This is a genomic window from Kitasatospora sp. NPDC094028 (assembly GCF_049543595.1).
Lineage (GTDB): Bacteria > Actinomycetota > Actinomycetes > Streptomycetales > Streptomycetaceae > Kitasatospora.
In genome coordinates, this window is record NZ_JBMVFA010000005.1 from 167,148 (window position 1) to 187,557 (window position 20,410).

The window sequence follows — 20,410 nt, forward strand, 5'->3', positions numbered from 1 at the left end:
GCGGGCTGCGGCCCGCCCACCGGCGCTCCCGCGCGCGGGGCCGCGCCGCGGCTCACGCCGGGGGCTTGCCCTTGGTGAGCACCCAGCGGACGTCCACGAAGCCCGGCTGCTGCAGGGTCATCCGGCCGCCCTTGACCACCTGGTAGGTGACCCAGGTGTTGACCAGCCGGGGCGACTCGTTGCTGGGCAGCATGTTGGTGGTGCCCCAGTTCAGCGGCGGCGTGATGCCGACGTCGACGCCCTCGCCGCTGTCCAGCAGCGCGGCGATGGTCTTCCCGGTGACGTCCTTGCCGGCGGCCGTCAGCTTCTCCACCACCACCCGGAACACCTCGTACGAGACCCAGGTGGTCTGCACGCCCGGGTCGGACACGTCGATGGGCCGCCCCCCGGTGGTGTCGGAGCGCACCACGCCGCGCAGCCCGTCCCAGATCTTCGCCGACTCCGGCGGGTACCAGCTGGTGACCATGGCGCCGGCCAGCGGGCCGCTGTCGCCGCCGGTGGAGTCGACCACCGACTGCTGCACGCTGCCGATCACCGAGGCGATCCGGGTGTTCTTCGGGACCTGCCGGCGGTAGGAGTCCAGCAGGTTGCCGGTCGGCTCGGCGGTCAGGGCGCTGGTGACGCAGTTGCCCGGCTCGTCCTTGCCGATCGCCTTGCGGGCGACCTGGGTGTAGTCGCTGGACTTCTCGGGCGCCTTGACGTCCAGCAGCCTGATCCCGGCCGGCTTGAGCGCGGCGCCCAGGTAGCCGAGCAGGACGTCGCCGGCCGGGGTGTCCGGCCGCACCAGCGCGACCGCCTTGCAGCCGGCCTCGACCAGCTGGCGGCCGCTGCCGCCGATCAGGGCCGGCATGCCGCCGTCGACCGGGTAGGACAGCGGGCTGGAGAACTCGGGCTGGGAGATCCCGTACCCGCCGATCAGCGGGATGCCGGCGCGCTCCAGCACCGGCATGAAGTCGTCGCCGAACTGGCTGTACGAGCCGATGACGGCGACGGCCTTGGCGTCCACGGCCTGCTGGGCACAGGCCTTGGCGCCCTCGGACCGGTTGTGCTCGTTGCAGGTGATCACCCGCAGCCGGCGCCCGTTCAGCCCGCCCTTCAGGTTGACGTCCTTGCCGATCGCGTCGGCCAGCTCGGTCATGCCGGGCCGGTCGGCGGCGCCCGTGCCGGACGGTGCCCAGGTCATCACGACCAGGTCGGAACTGGTGGAAGCATCGGCCGGTCCGCCGCACGCGGAGGCCGAGAAGAGGGTGGGGAACAGCACCGCCGTACTGACGGCGGCGGCGATCGCGGGTCGGCGGCGCTGCCGGGCGATCGGGGGACGGGCCAGGAACGGGTCCCTTCGGCTGGTCATCGGTCTTCCCTCTCTGGGGCGCCCTCCGGCGCACCGGGGGACAAGCCAAGCCCCGGAGACACACGCCGAGAGGGCCGAAATCCGAACGATCGGCAAACGGAAGCCGAAATCCGGGTCGGTACGCGTGTAGATCGCGAGTGGAGCACGAACGGACGGGGAACGTACGATCGTTCTTCATGTCCGCCAGCACGAATTCTTCGCACCGGTCTGCCGGAAGCCCTTCTCGTCCGGGCCACCGCTCCAGCACGATGGGCGGTATGCCGCTCAACGACCTGCCCTGGTGGCGCTGGCGTGCCCGACTGCGCTCCGCGCTGCACATGCTCTCCGACCCCGGCTTCCAGCAGGAGGCCTGGCTGACCGGCCGGGACGGCTACGGCGACGTCACCGACGCCGTCTACCGGCTGGTCGAGGACACCTGGCTGGACCGCTGGTCGGCCGAGAAGTACGTCGGCGCGATCTTCCGCGACTCCACCGAGGCCGCCCTGGTGGACGTCGCGGTGCTGCGGGCCGTCCGGCTGCTGCACGAGGTCGGCGCGGACGCCCCGGCCGCCGCCTACCTCGGCCACCCGGACTGGCCGGAGACCGTCCGGGCCGCCCGCGAGGCGCACGTCGCGCTGGCCGTCAACGACGGGGACGACCCGGACGCGGCGCCCAAGTCGCTGGACGTGCTGCGGATCCTCACCCAGGTCTGACCGTCGATTCCCGCTCCGCCACCGCCCCGCCGCCCCGGTCCAGCCCGTGGGCAGCGGGGCGGCGGCCGTCCGGAATGTGACACGCTGGACCATTCACGCGCGCACGACGCAGTGCACGACCCACGCACGACCAGGACGGGATACCCCCAGTGGAACAGCAGCCGGCCAGCGCCCAGTACGTCCTCACGCTGTCCTGCCCCGACAAGCAGGGCATCGTCCACGCTGTCTCCAGCTACCTCTTCATGACCGGCTGCAACATCATCGACAGCCAGCAGTTCGGGGACGCGGACAGCGGACTGTTCTTCATGCGGGTGCACTTCTCGGCCGCCGAGCCGGTCACCGCCGACAAGCTGCGGGCCAGCTTCGCCGCGATCGGCGCCTCCTTCGGGATGGACTGGCAGATCCACTCCTCCGCCGAGCGGATGCGGATCGTCCTGATGGTCAGCAGGTTCGGGCACTGCCTGAACGACCTGCTCTACCGCACCCGGATCGGCGCCCTGCCGGTCGAGGTCGTCGCCGTGGTCTCCAACCACACCGACCTGCGGGACCTGACCGAGAGCCACGGCGTCCCCTTCCACCACATCCCGGTCACCAAGGACACCAAGGCCGAGGCCGAGCAGCAGCTGCTCGACCTGGTGGCCAAGGAGGACGTCGAACTGGTCGTGCTGGCCCGGTACATGCAGGTACTCTCCGACCAGCTGTGCACCGAGCTGTCCGGCCGGGTGATCAACATCCACCACTCCTTCCTGCCGAGCTTCAAGGGCGCGAAGCCGTACCACCAGGCGCACGCCCGCGGCGTGAAGCTGATCGGCGCCACCGCCCACTACGTCACCGCCGACCTCGACGAGGGCCCGATCATCGAGCAGGAGGTGGCCCGGGTCACCCACGACGTCAGCCCGGACCAGCTGGTCGCGCTCGGCCGGGACGTCGAGTGCCAGGCGCTGGCGCGCGCGGTGAAGTGGCACAGCGAGCACCGGGTGCTGCTGAACGGGAGCCGGACGGTCGTCTTCGCCTGACGGCCGTCCCCGCCGGGCGCGCTATGGCCGTCCCCGCTCGGCGCGCTACGGCCGCGACAGCAGCGGCAGGGCGTGCAGCACCTCGCGGACCGCGGCCCGGTCGCCGTGCGCGCCGACCGGCAGCCGGTCCGGGTCGCGGTGCGCGGCGGCCAGCTGGCACAGCTCCAGCGCGTCCAGCACCATCGTCGCCACCGGCTCCCCGCCGGCCGGCCCCGCGTCCGGCCCGTCCAGCGGCACCAGCCACTCGCCGGCCGCCGGGCCGTCCACCATCAGCCGCAGCCGCCGCCCGCCCGGCTCCCCGGCCGGACCGGCGGCGGGGGCGCCGGCGTACTCGGGCCGGGCCGCCCGCAGCCCGGCCAGCGCGCCGGGGAGCAGCCGGACGGTCAGGTCCACCATCTGCCGCAGGTGCTGCGGCGCCGGCGGGTCGTACGGGTAGGCGACCGCGCGGGCCACGTCCTCGCCGTGCACGTAGCACTCCAGGGCGCGGTCCACGAAGGCGTCGCGCAGCGGCAGCACCGCGAAGCCCAGGTCGACCGGGGTGCTGCCCTGCGGGGCCAGCGCGGCGCTGCGCACCAGGTCGTGCGCGTGCCGGCGCCAGCGGGCCCGCACCGCGCCCGGCGGCTGCCCGGCCTGCTCGGCGACCAGCCGCGCGGTGCGCGCCGCGATCCCCGCGTACGGGCCGCCCTGCGGCGGGACCCGGGGAGCGAGGGACGGGCCGGTGGCGTCCTGCGGCGGCACCCGGGGCTCCGGCGCCGGGGACGGCGGGCTGCCCTGGGCGGCCGGGACGGGGTCGGGCAGGCCGAGGGCGAGCGCCAGCAGCCCGTCCACGGCGGTCAGGTGGCTCAGCACCTCGGCCGGGCGCAGGTGCTCGGTGCCGCCGTGCCAGGGCAGTTCGGCCACCTCCTGCCACTCCTGCGGGCCGAGGTCGCGCAGCAGCGCGTCGAGCTTCGCGGTCTCCGCGGTGTACGGCAATCCCCAGGCGGGGACGGGCAGTTCGGCCGGGCGGCGGGTCAGGCACCAGTCCAGCACCTGCTGGCGCAGCGAGCCGGGCTGGTCCAGCGGCTCGTCGAGGGCGAGCCAGCCGGCCGCCTCGCGCAGCCGGGCGGCCTCCTCGGCGCACTCCGGGCAGGTGCGCAGGTGCCGCTCCAACTCGGCGGCCTCGTGCGGCGGGCAGGCGCCGAGGGCCCAGGCGCCGAGCAGCGAGCGCAGGGCGTCGTGCCGGTCGTCGGTGGTCGTCACGTGCCCCCGTCCCCCTCGTCCCGGCGGCCCCCGCCGTCCCCGGGCCGCCCGCCGTCCGTGTGCCGCCCGCCGTCCGGCTCGTGGGGCCGGTCGGGGCGGGTGGCGTCCTCGGCCAGTTCGGTGGCCAGCAGGGCCAGGCCGAGCCGCATCCGCTGCTTGGCGGCCTGCTCGCTGATGCCGAGCAGCCGGGCCGTCTCCTGGTAGGTGCGGCCGTCGTAGTAGGTCACGGCGATCGTCTCACGCAGCGCGGTGGGCAGGGAGTCGACCACGAACTGCACGCGCGCGGCGGCGGCGACGGCGCGGATCTCCTCCTCGGCGTCCCGCTCGGCTCCCGGGGTTCCCGGGGCTCCTGAGGGGTCGTCGGCCGGGCCGCCCGCCGTCCAGGCGGGGACGAGGTCGGCGGCGCGCTGGGCCCGCAGCCGTTCCACCGCGCGGCGGTGGGTGAGGGCGCCGAGCCAGGAGCGCAGCGAGCCCTGGGCGGGGTCGAAGTCCTCGGGGTGCTCCCAGACGTGGGCGAAGACCTCCCGGGTGAGCCGGGCGGCGGCGGCCTGGTCGCCGAGGATGCGGCCGGCCAGGCCGTGCACCATCGGCGAGAGCTGGTCGTAGAGTTCGCCGAGCGCGGTCTCCTCGCCTCGGGCGAGGCGGCGCTGCAACCGCTCGTCCCAGCGCGGGGTCTCGTCCGGGGCGGCCATCGGGAACCACCCTCTCCTGCCCGGGTTCGCTGGCTTACTCCACGGTATCTTGCGGCCGGTCCGCGATGGGAGGGAATCCGGCAAGAACGGAACCGGCTCTCGCGGATCGGTGCCCCGTCGCCGGCCCCGTCGCCGGCCCCGTCGCCGGCCGGCGACGCCGGGGGTCCTCGGGCGTTGCCGCCGCCGGGCCGGCGGATCGTCACATGGTGGGACAGTCCGCTGGTGGGACGGTCCGGCGATGCCGCTGTTCGAGATCGGCTGGACATATGTCGCACGGGTGGTTCGCGAGTGGCGGCGGTGGCACGGGGGGTGTGCGGCGGTAGGTTCCGGTCTGCGGGAAACCCGGCCGGTCGGCCCGGGCCGGACGAGCGCCGGTGCGAGGCTCGCGAGAGTGAACGGGACAGTATGCACTGCCCTGTCCCCCGATCGCTGGAATATGCCCGAAGCGCTTGCTGCGGCCCGTCCGCCCGCTCATTCTGAGGCGAGTTCGTGCCGCGGCCGGTGTGCGGCGGACAAGGTGGCGCGGACGAGCCGACGTGGGCGGGCAGGCCGGGCGGGCGCCCGGGCGGGACGGCCCGGGTGTCACCGGGCGAGGTGCGAGGACCCGCCGGCCGGCCGATCCGGCCCGATCGGGACATGGCCGAACTGCGAGTGCAGGTGGTGGAGCGGTGCAGGTTCTTCAGGTGCAGCTGGCGGTGCAGGCGGACCCGGCCGAGGTGGGCCGGGCCCGCCGGTGGGTGCGGTCGCGGCTGTTGAACCACGGGGTGGACCCGGACGCGCCGATGGCCGAGACGGTGGTGCTGGTGGTCTCCGAGCTGGTCACCAACGCCGTGGTCCACACGGGCTGTCCGGCCGTGCTGCGGCTGTGCCTGCCGGTCGTCGGGGCCGGCCCGGCGGGCGGCGAGCCGGTCGGCCCGCTGCGGGTGGAGGTCGCCGACGCGAGCACCTGTCCGCCGGCCCCCCGGCACGCCGGGGCGGACGAGAACGCGACCAACGGGCGCGGGCTGGAACTGGTCGAGCTGCTCTGCGAGCGCTGGGGCTGGTACCCGGACGGCTCGGGCAAGCGGGTGTGGTGCGAGATCGGCGCGGACGCCCGGCCGGTGGACCCGCTGGCCGACGTGGACTGGGCGGCCCTGGCGCAATAGCGGCTGCCGGAGTGCGGGCCCGCGGCCGGTGACGATCACCCGGCCGAAAGGTGACGCAACCATTCCGAATTTCCGACAACCCATTGACGTGACGTATCCGACTGATCACGCTTGGGTCCGGCTCTCCGTTGCGAGGGGACGCCGAGGGGACGTCCGTCCGCCGCCACGGTGCTGCTGTTCAGGGGGAACGCGTCAGCAGGGGGAGCCGTGGACCGCCGGAGGCGGGCCGCTCCTCGGCGAACGCGGAGGGTGCGACCCGGGTCCAGGACTCGAGCGTCGCGGTCGGACGGCGGCCCGTGACGCCGCGCGCGGGGGGTGCGCGGCCGGGCACCGTCCGATCCCGTACGTCCTGATGCCGCCGGGGGCGGTCCGGGGGTGGCCCCGGGGCGGCCCGCGGACGGCGGATTCCGGCCAACCGTCCAGGCTCTTCCCAGGCTTCACCCAGAGACGCTTCACGCAACGGGTGCCTCAGGAGGCGCGCGGCACCCCGGGGTCGGCCCGGAAGGTCCGCCGGTAGGCGCTCGGCGCGACGTCCAGCCGGCCGCGCAGCTGCAGCCGCAGCGAGGCGGCGGTGCCGAAACCGGACTCCCGGGCGACCTGGTCGATGCTCAGGTCGGTGCGCTCCAGCAGCTGCCGGGCCCGCTCGGCGCGCTGCACGGTGATCCACTGCCCGGGGCTGGATCCGGTCTCCTCGCGGAAGCGCCGGGTGAAGGTCCGCACGCTCATGCCCGCCCGGTCGGCGAGCTGCCTGAGCGCCAGCGGCCGGTCCAGGTGCTCCAGCGCCCAGGCGCGGACGGCGGAGGTGCCCTGGCCGGTGGCGGCCGGCGGGCTCGGCGCCTCGACGTACTGCTTCTGGCCGCCCTCGCGCCACGGCGGCACCAGGCAGTTGCGGGCCACCGCGTTGGCCACCGCGCTGCCGTGGTCGCGGCGCACCACGTGCAGGCACAGGTCCACCCCGGCGGCCACCCCGCCGGAGGTGAGGACGTCGCCGTCGTCGGTGTAGAGCACGTCCGGATCCAGCAGCACCCGCGGGAACAGCTGCGCGAACCGCTCGGTGTAGCGCCAGTGCGTGGTGGCCGGGCGGCCGTCCAGCAGCCCGGCGGCGGCCAGCAGGAAGGAGCCGGTGCAGATCGACATCAGCCGGGCGCCCGGCCGGATCCGGGCCAGCGCGGCGGCCAGCTCGGGGGTGAAGGCGGCGTCCACCGCGTCCGGGCTGGAGTCGGCGGACGCCGGGATCACCACGGTGTCCGCCCGCTCCAGCAGCTCCGGCCCGTGGTCGACGGCGATCCGGAAGTCGGCGCTGGTGGCGACCGGGCCGCCGTCCAGGGTGCAGGTGGCCACCCGGTACAGCCGGTTGCCGTCCGGGTCCTTGGCGGTGCCGAAGATCCGTGCCGGGATGCCGAGTTCGAACGCGATCACGCCGTCCAGGGCGAGCACCGCGACCAGGTGCGTCATGCCGTTCCCTCCCGAGTGCGGTGGCCGGGGCGCGCGCCGGTGCGCTGGCCGGTGCGCTGGCCGGTGCGCTGGCCCGGGTCATGGTAGCCCGGGTGGTGGCCCGATTTTTGCGAAAGCTGTCATTCAGGCCACTCGTCGCGGCCCCGGCGCCTCGGGAGACTCGTCCGTGTGACCGAACGCAGCGCCTCCGCCCCCACCGCCGCACCCCCGACCGCACCCCTCACCGACCGTTCCGGCGCCGACCGTTCCGGCGACCGCTCCGCCCGCCGCCCCCGGGTGCACTACGCCTGGGTGGTGGCCGCCGTCGCCCTGCTCGTGCTGCTCGGCTCGGCCGGCTTCCGCTCCACGCCCAGCCTGATGATGGACGCCCTGCACAACGAGTTCGGCTGGTCGAACGGGACGATCTCCAGCGCCACCTCCGTCAACCTCACCCTCTACGGCCTCACCGCCCCCTTCGCCGCCGCCCTGATGGACCGCTTCGGCGTCCGGCTGGTCGTGGTCTGCGCCCTGCTCACCATCTCGATCGGCGCCGGCCTCACCATGCTGATGCGCCAGCCCTGGCAACTCGTGCTCTGCTGGGGCGTGTTGGTGGGCCTCGGCAGCGGCTCGATGGCCGGCGCCTTCGCCACCACCATCACCGGCCGCTGGTTCCAGGCCCGCCAGGGCCTGGTCACCGGGGTGCTCACCGCCGCCGGCGCGGCAGGCAATCTGGTCTTCCTGCCGGTCGGCGCCTGGCTGGTCGAGCAGCACGGCTGGCGCTCGGCCGTCGTCGTGGTCTCGCTCGCCGCCTGCGCCGTCGCCGTGCCCGTCCTCCTGCTGATGCGCGAACGCCCCGCCGACCTCGGCCTGCTCCCGTACGGCGCCACCGAGGCCCCGCCCGCCCCCGTGCAGGACGGCCGGGCGATCGCCCGCTCGCTGCGGGTGCTGCGCGACGCCGCCCGCACCCGGGCGTTCTGGCTGCTGGCCGGCTCCTTCGCGATCTGCGGCGCCACCACCGCCGGCCTGGTCGGCACCCACTTCATCCCGGCCGCGCACGACCACGGCATGCCCGTCACCACCGCCGCGAGCCTGCTCGCCCTGATCGGCCTCTTCGACGTGGCCGGCACCGTGTTCAGCGGCTGGCTCACCGACCGGGCCGACTCCCGGCTGCTGCTCACCGTCTACTACGGACTGCGCGGGCTGTCCCTGCTCCTGCTGCCGCAGCTGTTCGCCGGCTCGCTGCAGCCGCCGATCCTCGCCTTCGTGATCTTCTACGGCCTGGACTGGGTCGCCACCGTGCCGCCGACCGTCGCGCTGTGCCGGCGGAACTTCGGCGAGGACGCCCCGATCGTCTTCGGCTGGGTGCTCGCCAGCCACCAGATCGGCGCCGCCGTCGTCGCCGGGCTGGCCGGGCTGGCCCGGGACGCGCTCGGGAACTACGACCTCGCCTGGTACGGCGCCGGCGGGCTGTGCGTGGTCGCGGTCGGGCTCTGCCTCGCGCTGCGCGGCGGGCGGGCGGCGGCCCCGGCCGCGGCCTGAGCGGATCCGGCCGGTGCGGACCGTGGGGCTGGTGAGGCCGGTGGGGCTTCCGTGAGGTCGGAGCCCCGGTCCAAGGTCCGCGCCATGGCGCTCACCTTCACCCTGGACCCGAAGCTCGACCCCGACCTCAAGGCGGCGGTCGTCCGGCTGTGGACGGACGTGAGCAACGCCGGCGGCGCGGTCGGCTTCGTCCCGCCGGTCACCGAGGACGACGTGTGGGACACCGCCGACCACCAGTTCGCCGGGGTCGAGCCGGACGGCCCGGACCGGCTGCGGGTCGCCCACGAGAGCGACACCGGCCGGCTCGCCGGGGTGCTGTTCTTCGAGTCCATGCGCTTCGACCTGATGGAGCACTGGCGGATGCTCAAGCGGGTCATGGTGCACCCCGACTTCCAGGGCCGCGGCTACGGCGCCGACCTGCTCGCCGAGGCCGAGCGGGTCGCCCGGGCCTGGGGCCTGGAGGCGCTGCGGCTGACCCTGCGCGGCGGCCAGGGCCTGGAGCGCTGCTACGCCCGCTGCGGCTACCAGGAGGTCGGCCGGGTGCCGGCCGCGATCCGGGTCGCCCCCGGCGAGGACCGGGACGACGTCACCATGTGGCTCGACCTGCGGTGACGCACCGCCGGCCGGGCGTCCGGCGGCCCCGCTCCGGGTGACCCGTTCCCCCCGCCGGCCGTCGGGCATGCTTCACTGGGAGGCCGGCCCCGCCCCCACGCCCAGCGAGAAGGAAGTGTTCCAGTGAGCAGCAACGGCCAGGAGAAGTCGCACGCCACGCTCCGCTACACCTCCCTGCGGGTCAGCATCTTCCTCGGCTGCCTGCTGGTGGCGCTGCTGCTCGGCCACTTCGGGATCATCCCGGTCAGTGGCGAGGCCGGTGTGATCTTCCTGTTCCTGCTGGCCGCGCTCGCCTCCGCGCCGCTCAGCTACGCGCTGCTGAGCAAGCAGCGCGACGAGATGTCCGCCCAGATCAGCACCAAGGTCTCCGGGATGCGCAGCCGCACCGCCGAGCGGATCGCCGCGCAGAACGCCGAGGAGGACGCCGCCGACGAGGCCGCCCGCGCGGACGCGGCGCGGCAGAGCTGACCCCGGCCGGACCCCCGCCCTTGCCCGCCACCGACTCCGGGACGCCGACGGCCGACTCCGGGACGCCCACGGCCGACTCCGGTGCGCCGAGCGCCGACTCCGGTGCGGCCGGCGCCGACTCCGGCGCGCCCGCCGGGAGCACGGCCGGGACCTGGCCGCCGCCCGCGCGCCGGCCCACCGGGCGGGACGTGGCCCGGCTCGCCGGGGTCTCCCAGGCCACCGTGTCCCTGGTGTTCTCCGGCTCCGAGGCCGGCCGCCGGGTCTCCGAGGCCACCCGGGAACGGGTCCGGCAGGCCGCCGACAGCCTCGGCTACCGCCCGCAGGCCGCGGGCCGGCAGCTGCGGCTCGGCCGCAGCGGGATGATCATGCTGGCGGTGCCGAACCTGCAGGGCCCGTTCTTCGGCCGGGTGCTGCAGGGCGTCCACCAGGAGGCCGGCCGGCACGGCCTGGCGGTCGTGGTCAGCTCCGGCTGGGGCAGCGCCACCCTCGCCGAGGCCGCCACCGCCGGCCGCTTCGACGGCCTGCTGATCTGCTCCCCGGACGACAGCCAGCTCGGTGAGCTGCCCGCCGACACCCCCGCCGTCTTCCTGGACGCCGACCCCGGCACCGACCGGGCCCGCCCGACCGTCGAGCTCGACGTGGCCGGCGGCATGCGCGCCGCCGTCGAGCACCTGGCCGCCCTCGGCCACCGCCGGATCGGCCACCTGCGCTCCACCCACGCCGCCTACACCTTCCGCCGCCGGCAGGCCGCCTTCGAGCAGGCCGTGCGCGAACTCGGCCTGGACGTGGTGGAGTTGGGCGTGAGCCTGAACGACGGCCATGCCGCCGCCCGGATCGTCGCCGGGCAGCTGCTGGAGCGGGCGGACCACCCGCGCGCCGTGGTCTGCGACGACGACGTGGTCGCCTCCGGGGTCTACCAGGCCGCCGCCGAACGGGGGTTGCGGGTGCCGGACGACCTGTCCGTGGTCGGCATGGACAACGTCACGGTCGCCGCGCTGCTCGCTCCGCCGCTGACCACCGTGGACCTGCCCGGCGAGGAGCTGGGACGGGCGGGCGCGGCGGCGCTCGCGGCCCTGCTGCACGGCGAACCGGTGCCGCCGGTACCGCCGTTGGCCACCTCGCTGGTGCTGCGCGCCTCCACCGCGCCCGGGTAGCCGGGCCCGATTCCGTCGCCGGCTCGCCGGCTCGCCATCCCGCCGGCTCGCCATCCCGTCATCCCGTCATCCCGCCGACCGGCCGACCGGCGGACCGGACGCAGCGGACCGCGCCCGCCGGGCCAGACCCCCGGCGGGCGCGGTCGTTCGTGGGGTGGGTCAGCCCACCGGGACGGGCTGCGCCACCGGCGCGAGCGGGGCCGTGCCGAGCCGGCCCCGGGCGGCGAACAGCAGCAGCCCGCCGAGCGCGATCCCACCGGCCGCGCACAGCGCCACCGGGCCCAGCGGGCCCTCCGCGAGCTTGCCGGAGACGGCGTAGCCGAGCGAGTTGCCGGTCGCGAAGAGTGTCACCAGCCAGGCGAAGGCCTCGGTGACCGTCCCGGTCGGCGCCAGCTCGGCGACCAGCACGAAGGCGGCCGCCAGCAGCGGGGCCAGCCCGATCCCGGAGAGGAAGGCCAGCGCCGCCATCGGGTACGGGCCGGGCAGGGTGACCAGCGGCAGGTAGGTGGCGGCCATCGCGAGCGCCATCAGCCAGGTGCGGGTGGCGGTGCTGCGCCGCCAGGCGACCGCGCCGTAGGCGAGCGCGCCGAGCAGGCCGCCGAGCGCGGCCAGCGCCAGCAGGGTTCCGGCGCCGCCCGGCAGGGCGTTGGGGTGCCGCTCGGCGTAGGCGATGAACAGCACGTTCTGCGCGCCGACCGCCCAGCCGGCCCCGGCCAGCCCGACCAGCAGCAGCACCAGACCGGGGGAGCGCAGCGGCCCGAGCAGTCCGGCGGACTGCTCCCGGGCAGGGGCGCGCCAGGCGCGGGCGGGCCCGGTGGTGGCGACGATCAGCGCCCCGGCCAACCCCAGCCCGGCGGCCACCCAGAGCGCGGCGACCGGGCTGAACAGGCCGGAGATCGCGGCGACGGCGAGCGGCCCGGCGACGTAGAGGATCTGCTGGGAGGCGGAGTCGAAGGCGTACGCGGTGTCGAGCTGCTCCTCGTCGACGACGTCCGGCCACAGCGAGCGCAGGCACGGCTCCAGCGGCGGCATGGCGAGGCCCGCGATCGCGGCCCCGAGCGGCGCGGCGAGGGCGGAGCCGGGGTCGAGGGCGAGCAGCGCGTACCCGCCGCCGGCGACCACGGCGGCGGCGAGCAGGACGCGGGGCTGTCCGGTGCGGTCGACGATCCGGCCGAGCACCGGTCCGCCGATGGCGGCGGCGATCGCGTAGGCGGAGGTGGCCAGCCCGATCCGGCCGTACGGGACCCCGGCGTCGCGCAGGGCGAGGGCGATGACCAGGGCGGTCATGCCGGCGGGCAGGCGGCCGAGCAGCGTGCCGAGCAGGAGTCGGGTGACGTGCGGGGCGCGGAGCAGGGCGAGGTAGCCCATCGGCGGTCCTTCTCCGATGCGTGGCGGGTGGGCAGGGGTGGTGTGACGACCAAGTTATACGTATAACTGCTCGTCGGTCAACGCCATCTCAAACAAGTACTTTGAACATCTCAAACCTTTACTGCTAACGTGTCGGCCATGACAGCCTCAGACGCACTGCGGATGCACGGCCCGGGCCAGCTGCCCGACGCCGCCCGCCCGTGCGCTCTGACCGGTGCTGTGGACAGCCCGCGCCGTTGTCGCGCCATGAGCTGCACCGACCTCAGCTGTATCGGGGCGGCACGCCCCTGACCGGGGCCGCGACCCCTTTCCCGTCCGGCCACCGCGCGCCGTGCCGCCGTCCCCGCCCCACCCCTCACCGTCAGCAACGCCCTCCCCCGGAGTAGCACCCCCATGTCCACAGCGCCCGAGGCGACCCCGTCGCCGTCCGTGCTCGCCCGCATCCGCAAGACACCGTTCTGGGTGCAGATCGTCGCCGGCCTCCTGCTCGGCGTCGGCCTCGGCTACCTGGCCCGCGCCGCCGACATCTCCTGGCTGGCCACCACCCTGGAGACCATCGGCAAGATCTTCGTCCAGCTGCTCAAGCTGGCCGTCCCGCCGCTGGTGTTCACCGCGATCGTGGTGAGCGTCGCCAACCTGCGCAACGTCACCAACGCGGCCCGCCTGGCCACCCGCACGCTGCTCTGGTTCATGATCACCTCGCTGATCGCGGTCGGCATCGGCCTCGGCCTGGGCCTGCTCACCGACCCGGGCCGGGGCACCGACCTCAAGACCGAGGGCCTCAAGGCGCTCGACTCCAAGGGCACCTGGATCGACTTCCTGACCGGGATCTTCCCGACCAACATCGTCGACGCCTTCGCCAAGGTGAACGTGCTGCAGATCGTCTTCATGGCGGTCGTCGTCGGCGCCGCGATCATCAAGCTCGGCGCCAAGGCCGAGCCCGTCCTCAAGCTCAGCGAGTCCGTGCTGGAGCTCACCCAGACCGCCCTGTGGTGGGTCATCCGGCTCTCGCCGCTCGGCACCCTCGGCCTGATCGGCAAGTCCGTCGCCAAGTACGGCTGGGACCTGCTCAAGCCCTTCGCCACGCTGACCCTCGACATCTACGTCGGCTGCGCGCTGGTGCTGTTCGTCGTCTACTCGCTGGTGCTGCGCTTCGCGGCCGGGCTCAACCCGCTGCACTTCTTCAAGGGCGCCTGGCCCGCCATCCAGCTGGCCTTCGTCTCCCGCTCCTCGGTCGGCACCCTGCCGGTCACCCGCCGCGTCACCGAGCGCCTCGGCGTTCCGAGCGAGTACGCGTCGTTCTCCGTCCCGTTCGGCGCCACCACCAAGATGGACGGCTGCGCCGCGGTCTACCCGGCCATCGCCGCGATCTTCGTCGCCCAGGTCTACAACATCGACCTCGGCATCAAGGACTACATCCTGATCGCCTTCGTCTCGGTCGTCGGCTCCGCCGCCACCGCGGGCCTCACCGGTGCGATCGTCATGCTGACGCTGACCCTGTCCACCCTGGGCCTGCCGCTGGAGGGCGTCGGCCTGCTGCTCGCCATCGACCCGATCCTGGACATGATGCGCACCGCCACGAACGTCGCCGGCCAGGTGGTCGTGCCGGTCGTGGTCGCCGCCCGCGAGGGCATCCTCGACCGCGAGGCCTACGACCACCCGCATGGCGACCTGCTCGACGAGCCGGCTGCCGTCGAGGCCACCGCCCCGGCGCCGGCCGGTGCGAAGGCCGCCGTCGCGGCCTGACACGGGGTCGCGGCCGACCCGAGCCCGGCGCGGGCCCTCTCACCGATCGATCGGATCGGGGAGAGGGCCCGCGGCGTCTCATCCGTTGTCGAACGATATCTGGCCGACGATGTCCGTCCGCACGTTGTTGCGTGCCGCTTCGGCGGTGGGTCCGTCCGCCGAATACGCGCTGACACAGACCCAGGCGCCGGACGGGATGCCGTCTCCGCCTTCCACCGGGGCGCAGGCGACACTGACGATCACGTCGTCGTTTCCGCCGACCGTGTTGAAGTTGTCGTCCGTCAGCCAGACGGTGTAGCCCTGGTCGGACATGGCCTTCCTGGCCATGGACAGGGCGGTCGGCACAGAAGCCGCCTTCGGGAACGTTCCCCATTGCACGTACATGGCCGCTCACATTCCTTCGACAGTCGCGGTCGCTGAAAGGGCGCCAGGGCCGTCGCAGGAGGGTGCGGGGCGGCCTGGCGCCCGCACACGTCTGTGTCTCAAGTGTGCGCCGCCCGACCGGCCGTCGCACATCCGGCCGGAATTCCGTCAATTCGCCGTGCCGTGCGCCTGACGGGCGCTCGGTGGCCGAAAACCGGCTGGTGGCCGAAAAGCGCGGGAAGAACTGCCGGTAAAAGCCCGGACCCGAACCGATCATCGGTTCGGGTCCGGGTCTTTCGCGTTTCCTCCCCGCCTTTTCGTCCGTGCCGCTCGGGCGCGGTGGAAAAGGCAGGGGGCCCGCCGCGATGGGCAGGCCCCCTTGGGTGCTGCTCTTGTGCTCATGGTGACGGCTGTCGGGAGCCGCCGGCGGACCCGAAGGGGTCCCGAGCGATCAGAACATCAGAGGATGGTCAGACGGCGGTGACGTTCTCCGCCTGCGGGCCCTTCGGGCCCTGGGTGACGTCGAAGGTGACCGCCTGGTTCTCCTCCAGCGAACGGAAGCCGTTCGCGTTGATGGCGGAGTAGTGGACGAAGACGTCGGGGCCGCCGCCCTCCTGGGCGATGAAGCCGAAGCCCTTCTCAGCGTTGAACCACTTGACGGTTCCCTGAGCCATGCCGTTCTCCTTGCGATGCGTGTCGGGGGCCACACCGTGTGGTCCCCGGTCCGCTGCGCTGATCGCCCTGCCTTCGGACGAGTCCGAAGTTTTTCGATATTGCTGAAAAACTACAAAAAGCCCGCGGTTACATGCTCCGCAGGCTTCAAGTACTGCAAGGGGAATCAAACTGCAACTGAGGGCAACGCTAGCATGCGGCCGCTGTGACGACCAGGGGTGACTTGTGGCGCGGACGGCGCGTGTCGTAAGGCCTCCAGAGGTGTTTCGCCAGGCCCCCCGGGCGGGTGTGGCGAGGCCGGATCCGCAGGTCGCGGGGCGGTCGCGGGGTGCCGGCGGCGCGTGTCGCGAGGCCCGCCGCCGGGCCCCGCCGACCCCGGGCATACGCTGCTGAGTAGCCGTACGAACAGCAAGGGAGCGGCACAGTGGCAGCACCGGACGCGCACTCACCGGAGCACTCGGAGCCTTCCGAGCCCTCGAAGCCCTCGGACCCCTCGGACCCCTCGAAGCCCCCGGCGTCGGAGCAGGACGCACCGATCAGGCCGCGCGTCGGCCACATCCAGTTCCTGAACTGCGTCCCCCTCTACTGGGGCCTCGCCAGGACCGGCAACCTGCTCGACCTGGACCTCACCAAGGACACCCCGGAGAAGCTGAGCGACCAGCTCGTCGACGGCTCCCTCGACATCGGGCCGATCACCTGCGTGGAGTACCTGCGCAACGCCGACGACCTGCTCATCCTGCCCGACATCGCGGTCGGCAGCGACGGCCCCGTGATGTCCTGCCACATCGTCAGCAAGGTGCCGCTCGCCGACCTCGACGGCCGCCGGGTCGCCCTCGGCTCCACCAGCCGCACCTCCGTCCGGCTCGCCCGGCTGCTCCTGGAGGAACGCGAGGGCGTGCGCCCCGACTACTTCAGCTGCCCGCCCGAACTCGGCCAGATGCTCGCCGAGGCCGACGCCGCCGTCCTGATCGGCGACCCGGCGCTGCGCGCCCACCTCGGCCAGGCCGCCGACCTCGGCCTCACCGTCCACGACCTCGGCGCGATGTGGAAGGAGTGGACCGGCCTGCCGTTCGTCTTCGCCGTCTGGGCCGTGCGCCGCGAGTTCGCCGAGCGCCGCCCCGAACTGACCGCGGCCGTGCACCGGGCCTTCCTGGAGTCCCGCGACCTGTCGCTCGTCGAGGCCGCCAAGGTCGCCGAGCAGGCCGCCCGCTGGGAGACCTTCGGGGCCGACGTGCTGGAGAAGTACTTCAGCGAGGCGCTCGACTTCTCGCTCGGCGAGCGGCAGCTCGCCGGGATCGCCGAGTTCGCCCGGCGGGTCGCGCACGACAGCGGCTTCGCGCCGGACGTGGCGGTGCGGCTGCTGGAGCCGGTGGCGCTGCCGGTCGCGGCCCCGGTGGTGTAGCCGGTCGTCGGGCCGCCTCCGGGCCGCCGGTTTTCCGGGCCGCCCGGGCCTGCTGGGCCGCCCGGGTCCTCCGGGGGCTCGGGCGGTCCGGGTGTCGGGGCGGGCGCGGGGGTGGCCCGGCCCGGTACGGTCTGCTCCCGGAGCGGGTCCGCTCCCGGCGCCCGAGCGGCGACGGCGACGGCTACCGCGCACGCGAGGGCGCGGGGCGAGGGGAGCGTGCGGGCATGCGGGCACTGGGGGCGGACGACCCGCGCCGGGTCGGCGCGTACCGGCTGCTGCGGCGGCTGGGCGCAGGCGGAATGGGCCGCGTCTACCTCGGCCGCACGGCCGGCGGGCGCACCGTCGCCGTCAAGGTGGTGCGCGGCGAACTCGCCGACGACGCCGAGTTCCGCGCCCGGTTCCGGCAGGAAGTGGCCGCCGCCCGGCGCGTCGGTGGCGCCTGGACCGCGCCCGTCCTCGACGCCGACACCGAGGGCGAACAGCCCTGGGTCGCCACCGGCTACGTGGCCGGCCCCGCGCTCGGCACCGCCGTCCAGGACTTCGGCCCGCTGCCCGAACCCGCCGTGCGCGCCCTCGGCGTCGGACTCGCCGGGGCGCTGCAGCACGTCCACGGGCTCGGGCTGGTGCACCGGGACGTCAAACCGTCCAACGTGCTGCTGACCCTGGCCGGGCCGCGGCTGATCGACTTCGGCATCGCCCGCGCGCTCGACGCGACCAGCGGCCTCACCCAGTCGGGGTACGTGGTCGGCTCACCCGGCTTCATGTCGCCCGAACAGGCGAACGGTCAGACCGCGGGCCCGTCCGGCGACGTCTTCTCGCTCGGCGCCGTCCTCGCCTTCGCCGCCACCGGGGTCCACCCCTTCGGGGAAGGCGTCAGCGCGGCCGTTCTTCTGTACCGGGTGCTGCACGAGGAACCCGACGTCGCCGGGCTCGCCGAGCCGCTGCGCGGGATCGTCCTGGCCTGCCTCGCCAAGGACCCGACCGCCCGACCCACCCCGCGGCAGCTGCGGGACCGGCTCGACCCGGACGGCGCCGCCGCCACCCGGCTCGGGCAGGGCGGATGGCTGCCGCCCGCGCTGGCTGCGGCGGTGGGGCGCAGCGCGGTGGCGCTGCTGGACCTGGAGGGGGAGGAGCCGGACGGCCCCGGGGCCGACGAGGCCGCGGGGACGGCGCCGCCGACCTCCGTGACCGGGGGCGGGGTGTTCGGGCCGCCGGAGGCCGTCGCGGATGTGCCGGTCGTCGCGGTGGTGCCGCCGGTGATGGCGCTGCCGGCGCCGGAGTCGGCGGTGCCGGAGTCGGCGGTGCTGGAGTCGCCGGTCGTGCCGTTGGACGGGGCGGGGCGTCCGCGGGCGGGGCGGTCGCGGGCGGGGCGGAGGATCGCCGGGGCGGCGCTGGGGGTGGCGGTGCTCGCGGGCGGCGGGTACGGGCTCTATGCGGGGCTGCACCAGGACGAGCCGGTGGGGCCGGTCGCGGACCCGACGGCGTCCGCGAGCCCGGGGGCCACCGGGCCGTTGCCGGCGCCGTCGCCCTCCCGGCCGGACGGGGCGTCCGCGTCCCCGATGGTGTCCCCTTCTACGGGGGCCACGACGGGGGCCACGACGGGGACCGGTACGGGAACCGCCACCGGAGCGCCCGCGGCCTCCGGGACGGGCGGGCCGAGCGCGGTGCCGGCCGCGTTCCTCGGCACCTGGCGCGGGGAGATGGCCACCGAGAAGGGCCTGGCCGCCGGGACCACCACGGTCACCGTCCACCCCGGCGCGATCGGGCAGGAGAGCACCACCAGCCGCAACGCCCTCACCGGCCTGTTCTCGATCAGCTGCGAGGGCGCCTGGACGCTCAAGTCGGTCTCCGACGGCAAGCTCGTGTTCCAGTCCCGGCTGGTCCACTCCTCGATCCCCGGCGCCTGCACCAGCGGCTCCAACGCGGAGACGCTCACCCTGCAGACCGACGGCACGATCCGCTTCAGCTCCGCCGACCCGGCGGCCGGGAACCCGGCCGGCACCCTGCACAAGGTGGACGGGACGACGCCGGGCACGGGCGCGGCGGGCTGACGCGGGCGCCCGAAATCAGCTGGCGTAGGCTGGTTCGGCCGTACCCGGACGCACCGTCGTCCAGTGCCCGAGCAGTGCCCGAGCAGCGTCCGAGTGGTATCCGAGTGGTATCCGAGAGAGAGAAGGCCGACAGGTGACCGAGATCGCAGCGACCACCCTCGATGCGTCCAGCACCGACCTGCAGGCCGTGCTCGACCGCGCCGCCGCCGGCGGCCGGATCACCCCGGAGGAGGCGCTCGACCTCTACCGCTCCGCGCCGCTGCACGCCCTCGGCTCCGCCGCCGACACGGCGCGCCGCCGCCGCTACGCCGGGACCGAGCACATCGCGACGTACATCATCGAACGCAACATCAACTACACCAACGTCTGCGTGACGGCCTGCAAGTTCTGCGCCTTCTACGTGCCGCCGAAGAGCGACAAGGGCTGGTCCCGCGAACTCGACGAGATCCTGCGCCGCTGCGCCGAGACCGTCGAACTGGGCGGCACCCAGATCATGTTCCAGGGCGGCCACCACCCCGACTACGGCGTCGAGTACTACGAGCGCGCCTTCTCGGCGATCAAGGCCGACTTCCCGCAGCTGGTGATCCACTCCCTCGGCGCCTCCGAGGTCGAGCACATGGCCAAGGTCTCCGGCGTCTCGATCGAGGAGGCCATCACCCGGATCCACCGGGCCGGCCTGGACTCCTTCGCCGGCGCCGGCGCCGAACTGCTCCCGGAGCGGCCGCGCAAGGCCATCGCCCCGCTCAAGGAGTCCGGCGAGCGCTGGCTGGAGATCATGGAAGCCGCGCACGGCCTCGGCGTCGAGTCCACCTCCACCATGCTGATGGGCACCGGCGAGACCAACGCCGAGCGGATCGAGCACCTGCGGATGATCCGCGACGTGCAGGACCGCACCGGCGGCTTCCGCGCGTTCATCCCCTACACCTACCAGCCGCAGAACAACCACCTGAAGGGCTCGACCCAGGCGACCGTCTTCGAGTACCTGCGGATGATCGCGATCGCCCGCCTGTTCCTCGACAACGTCGCCCACATCCAGGGCTCCTGGCTCACCACCGGCAAGGAGGCGGGCCAGCTGTCGCTGCACTACGGGGCGGACGACCTCGGATCCGTGATGCTGGAGGAGAACGTCGTCTCGGCGGCCGGCGCCAGGCACCGCTCCAACCTCACCGAGCTGATCCACCTCATCCGGGCCGCCGACCGCGTCCCGGCGCAGCGCTCCACCACGTACGAGCACCTGCGGGTGCTGGACGACCCGGCCAACGACCCGGTCGACCCGCGCGTCGCCTCGCACATCGCCTCCACGGCGATCGAGGGCGGCACCGCGCACCCCGAGCTGAAGATCCTCGACAACTGAGGCCGGTCACTTCCGTGTTGGGCCCCGGAGCCGGTGTGCCGGCCCGGGGGCGTCCTGCCGGCCCGGCGCTGTCCTGCCGGGCCCGGCGCTGTCCTGCTCGGCCCGGCGCCGG

At 74.3% G+C, this 20,410-nt stretch carries 18 protein-coding genes; 11 read left to right on the forward strand and 7 right to left on the reverse strand.

The features are described 5' to 3' along the window. Positions 1-52: 52 nt before the first annotated feature. Positions 53-1,351 (reverse strand): ABC transporter substrate-binding protein, encoded by a 1,299-nt coding sequence (locus ACPC54_RS10845; protein WP_498963511.1) that lies wholly within the window; start codon positions 1,349-1,351, stop codon positions 53-55. A gap of 176 nt (positions 1,352-1,527) precedes the next feature. Here ACPC54_RS10845 and ACPC54_RS10850 point away from each other — a divergent pair, with 176 nt between their 5' ends. Further along, positions 1,528-2,043: an SCO4402 family protein gene (locus ACPC54_RS10850; protein WP_498963513.1), complete on the forward strand. Its 516-nt coding sequence runs from the start codon at positions 1,528-1,530 to the stop codon at positions 2,041-2,043. Between the two features lie 149 nt (positions 2,044-2,192). Continuing rightward, positions 2,193-3,059 carry a formyltetrahydrofolate deformylase gene (gene purU, locus ACPC54_RS10855; protein WP_498963515.1) on the forward strand — a complete coding sequence of 289 codons (867 nt, stop codon included), beginning with the start codon at positions 2,193-2,195 and terminating at the stop codon, positions 3,057-3,059. 45 nt (positions 3,060-3,104) lie between these two features. On the opposite strand, the gene ACPC54_RS10860 is transcribed toward purU, so the two are convergent. Further along, positions 3,105-4,298 (reverse strand): anti-sigma factor family protein, encoded by a 1,194-nt coding sequence (locus ACPC54_RS10860; RefSeq protein WP_498963517.1) that lies wholly within the window; start codon positions 4,296-4,298, stop codon positions 3,105-3,107. Then, a complete protein-coding gene (locus tag ACPC54_RS10865) occupies positions 4,295-4,990 on the reverse strand; it encodes a sigma-70 family RNA polymerase sigma factor (RefSeq protein WP_498963519.1) in 696 nt (231 codons plus the stop codon). Before ACPC54_RS10865 ends, ACPC54_RS10860 begins: the two co-directional genes overlap by 4 nt. 668 nt (positions 4,991-5,658) lie before the next feature. Between ACPC54_RS10865 and ACPC54_RS10870 the strand changes: the two genes are divergently transcribed. Beyond that, entirely contained in the window at positions 5,659-6,135 is a 477-nt protein-coding gene (locus ACPC54_RS10870) for an ATP-binding protein (protein ID WP_498963521.1), read from the forward strand. Between the two features lie 468 nt (positions 6,136-6,603). Here ACPC54_RS10870 and ACPC54_RS10875 read toward each other — a convergent pair whose 3' ends face one another. Continuing rightward, positions 6,604-7,590, reverse strand: coding sequence for a GlxA family transcriptional regulator (locus tag ACPC54_RS10875; RefSeq protein ID WP_498963523.1), 987 nt, complete (start codon positions 7,588-7,590; stop codon positions 6,604-6,606). Between the two features lie 168 nt (positions 7,591-7,758). On the opposite strand from ACPC54_RS10875, the gene ACPC54_RS10880 reads away from it, so the two are divergent. The 4 genes from ACPC54_RS10880 to ACPC54_RS10895 all read left to right on the forward strand — a co-directional run bounded on the left by ACPC54_RS10880 (position 7,759) and on the right by ACPC54_RS10895 (position 11,342). Then, positions 7,759-9,108: an MFS transporter gene (locus ACPC54_RS10880; protein ID WP_498963524.1), complete on the forward strand. Its 1,350-nt coding sequence runs from the start codon at positions 7,759-7,761 to the stop codon at positions 9,106-9,108. 84 nt (positions 9,109-9,192) lie between these two features. After that, the gene (locus tag ACPC54_RS10885) at positions 9,193-9,720 is read left to right on the forward strand and encodes a GNAT family N-acetyltransferase (protein ID WP_498963526.1); all 528 of its coding nucleotides are present in this window, start codon (positions 9,193-9,195) and stop codon (positions 9,718-9,720) included. Between the two features lie 123 nt (positions 9,721-9,843). After that, positions 9,844-10,188 carry a DUF4229 domain-containing protein gene (locus ACPC54_RS10890; protein WP_498963528.1) on the forward strand — a complete coding sequence of 115 codons (345 nt, stop codon included), beginning with the start codon at positions 9,844-9,846 and terminating at the stop codon, positions 10,186-10,188. Positions 10,189-10,208: 20 nt separating this feature from the next. Then, positions 10,209-11,342, forward strand: coding sequence for a LacI family DNA-binding transcriptional regulator (locus tag ACPC54_RS10895; RefSeq protein ID WP_498963530.1), 1,134 nt, complete (start codon positions 10,209-10,211; stop codon positions 11,340-11,342). A 159-nt stretch (positions 11,343-11,501) separates the two neighbouring features. On the opposite strand, the gene ACPC54_RS10900 is transcribed toward ACPC54_RS10895, so the two are convergent. Further along, positions 11,502-12,710 carry an MFS transporter gene (locus ACPC54_RS10900; protein WP_498963532.1) on the reverse strand — a complete coding sequence of 403 codons (1,209 nt, stop codon included), beginning with the start codon at positions 12,708-12,710 and terminating at the stop codon, positions 11,502-11,504. Positions 12,711-13,103: 393 nt separating this feature from the next. Here ACPC54_RS10900 and ACPC54_RS10905 point away from each other — a divergent pair, with 393 nt between their 5' ends. Next, complete coding sequence (locus ACPC54_RS10905) at positions 13,104-14,456, forward strand: dicarboxylate/amino acid:cation symporter (protein ID WP_498963534.1); 1,353 nt, start codon at positions 13,104-13,106, stop codon at positions 14,454-14,456. Positions 14,457-14,534: 78 nt separating this feature from the next. On the opposite strand, the gene ACPC54_RS10910 is transcribed toward ACPC54_RS10905, so the two are convergent. Continuing rightward, complete coding sequence (locus tag ACPC54_RS10910) at positions 14,535-14,840, reverse strand: hypothetical protein (RefSeq protein WP_498963535.1); 306 nt, start codon at positions 14,838-14,840, stop codon at positions 14,535-14,537. A gap of 449 nt (positions 14,841-15,289) precedes the next feature. Beyond that, on the reverse strand, positions 15,290-15,493 hold the full coding sequence (locus ACPC54_RS10915; RefSeq protein WP_030287184.1) for a cold-shock protein: 204 nt from the start codon (positions 15,491-15,493) through the stop codon (positions 15,290-15,292). A 533-nt stretch (positions 15,494-16,026) separates the two neighbouring features. On the opposite strand from ACPC54_RS10915, the gene ACPC54_RS10920 reads away from it, so the two are divergent. The 3 genes from ACPC54_RS10920 (at position 16,027) to mqnC (ending at position 20,298) form a co-directional block, all read left to right on the forward strand. Next, a complete protein-coding gene (locus ACPC54_RS10920; RefSeq protein ID WP_498963838.1) occupies positions 16,027-16,893 on the forward strand; it encodes a menaquinone biosynthetic enzyme MqnA/MqnD family protein in 867 nt (288 codons plus the stop codon). Positions 16,894-17,117: 224 nt separating this feature from the next. Further along, complete coding sequence (locus ACPC54_RS10925; protein ID WP_498963538.1) at positions 17,118-18,944, forward strand: serine/threonine-protein kinase; 1,827 nt, start codon at positions 17,118-17,120, stop codon at positions 18,942-18,944. 142 nt (positions 18,945-19,086) lie between these two features. Then, positions 19,087-20,298 carry a cyclic dehypoxanthinyl futalosine synthase gene (gene mqnC / locus ACPC54_RS10930; RefSeq protein ID WP_498963840.1) on the forward strand — a complete coding sequence of 404 codons (1,212 nt, stop codon included), beginning with the start codon at positions 19,087-19,089 and terminating at the stop codon, positions 20,296-20,298. Positions 20,299-20,410: the final 112 nt, after the last annotated feature.

What these genes read in the sequence shown, in the direction of transcription:
- ACPC54_RS10845 (WP_498963511.1), bottom strand. Translation starts at nt 1,351, where the DNA reads ATGACCAGCCGAAGGGACCCGTTCCTGGCCCGTCCCCCGATCGCCCGG.
- ACPC54_RS10850 (WP_498963513.1), top strand. Translation starts at nt 1,528, where the DNA reads ATGTCCGCCAGCACGAATTCTTCGCACCGGTCTGCCGGAAGCCCTTCT.
- ACPC54_RS10865 (WP_498963519.1), bottom strand. Translation starts at nt 4,990, where the DNA reads ATGGCCGCCCCGGACGAGACCCCGCGCTGGGACGAGCGGTTGCAGCGC.
- ACPC54_RS10875 (WP_498963523.1), bottom strand. Translation starts at nt 7,590, where the DNA reads ATGACGCACCTGGTCGCGGTGCTCGCCCTGGACGGCGTGATCGCGTTC.
- ACPC54_RS10885 (WP_498963526.1), top strand. Translation starts at nt 9,193, where the DNA reads ATGGCGCTCACCTTCACCCTGGACCCGAAGCTCGACCCCGACCTCAAG.
- ACPC54_RS10900 (WP_498963532.1), bottom strand. Translation starts at nt 12,710, where the DNA reads ATGGGCTACCTCGCCCTGCTCCGCGCCCCGCACGTCACCCGACTCCTG.
- ACPC54_RS10905 (WP_498963534.1), top strand. Translation starts at nt 13,104, where the DNA reads ATGTCCACAGCGCCCGAGGCGACCCCGTCGCCGTCCGTGCTCGCCCGC.
- ACPC54_RS10910 (WP_498963535.1), bottom strand. Translation starts at nt 14,840, where the DNA reads ATGTACGTGCAATGGGGAACGTTCCCGAAGGCGGCTTCTGTGCCGACC.
- ACPC54_RS10915 (WP_030287184.1), bottom strand. Translation starts at nt 15,493, where the DNA reads ATGGCTCAGGGAACCGTCAAGTGGTTCAACGCTGAGAAGGGCTTCGGC.
- ACPC54_RS10925 (WP_498963538.1), top strand. Translation starts at nt 17,118, where the DNA reads ATGCGGGCACTGGGGGCGGACGACCCGCGCCGGGTCGGCGCGTACCGG.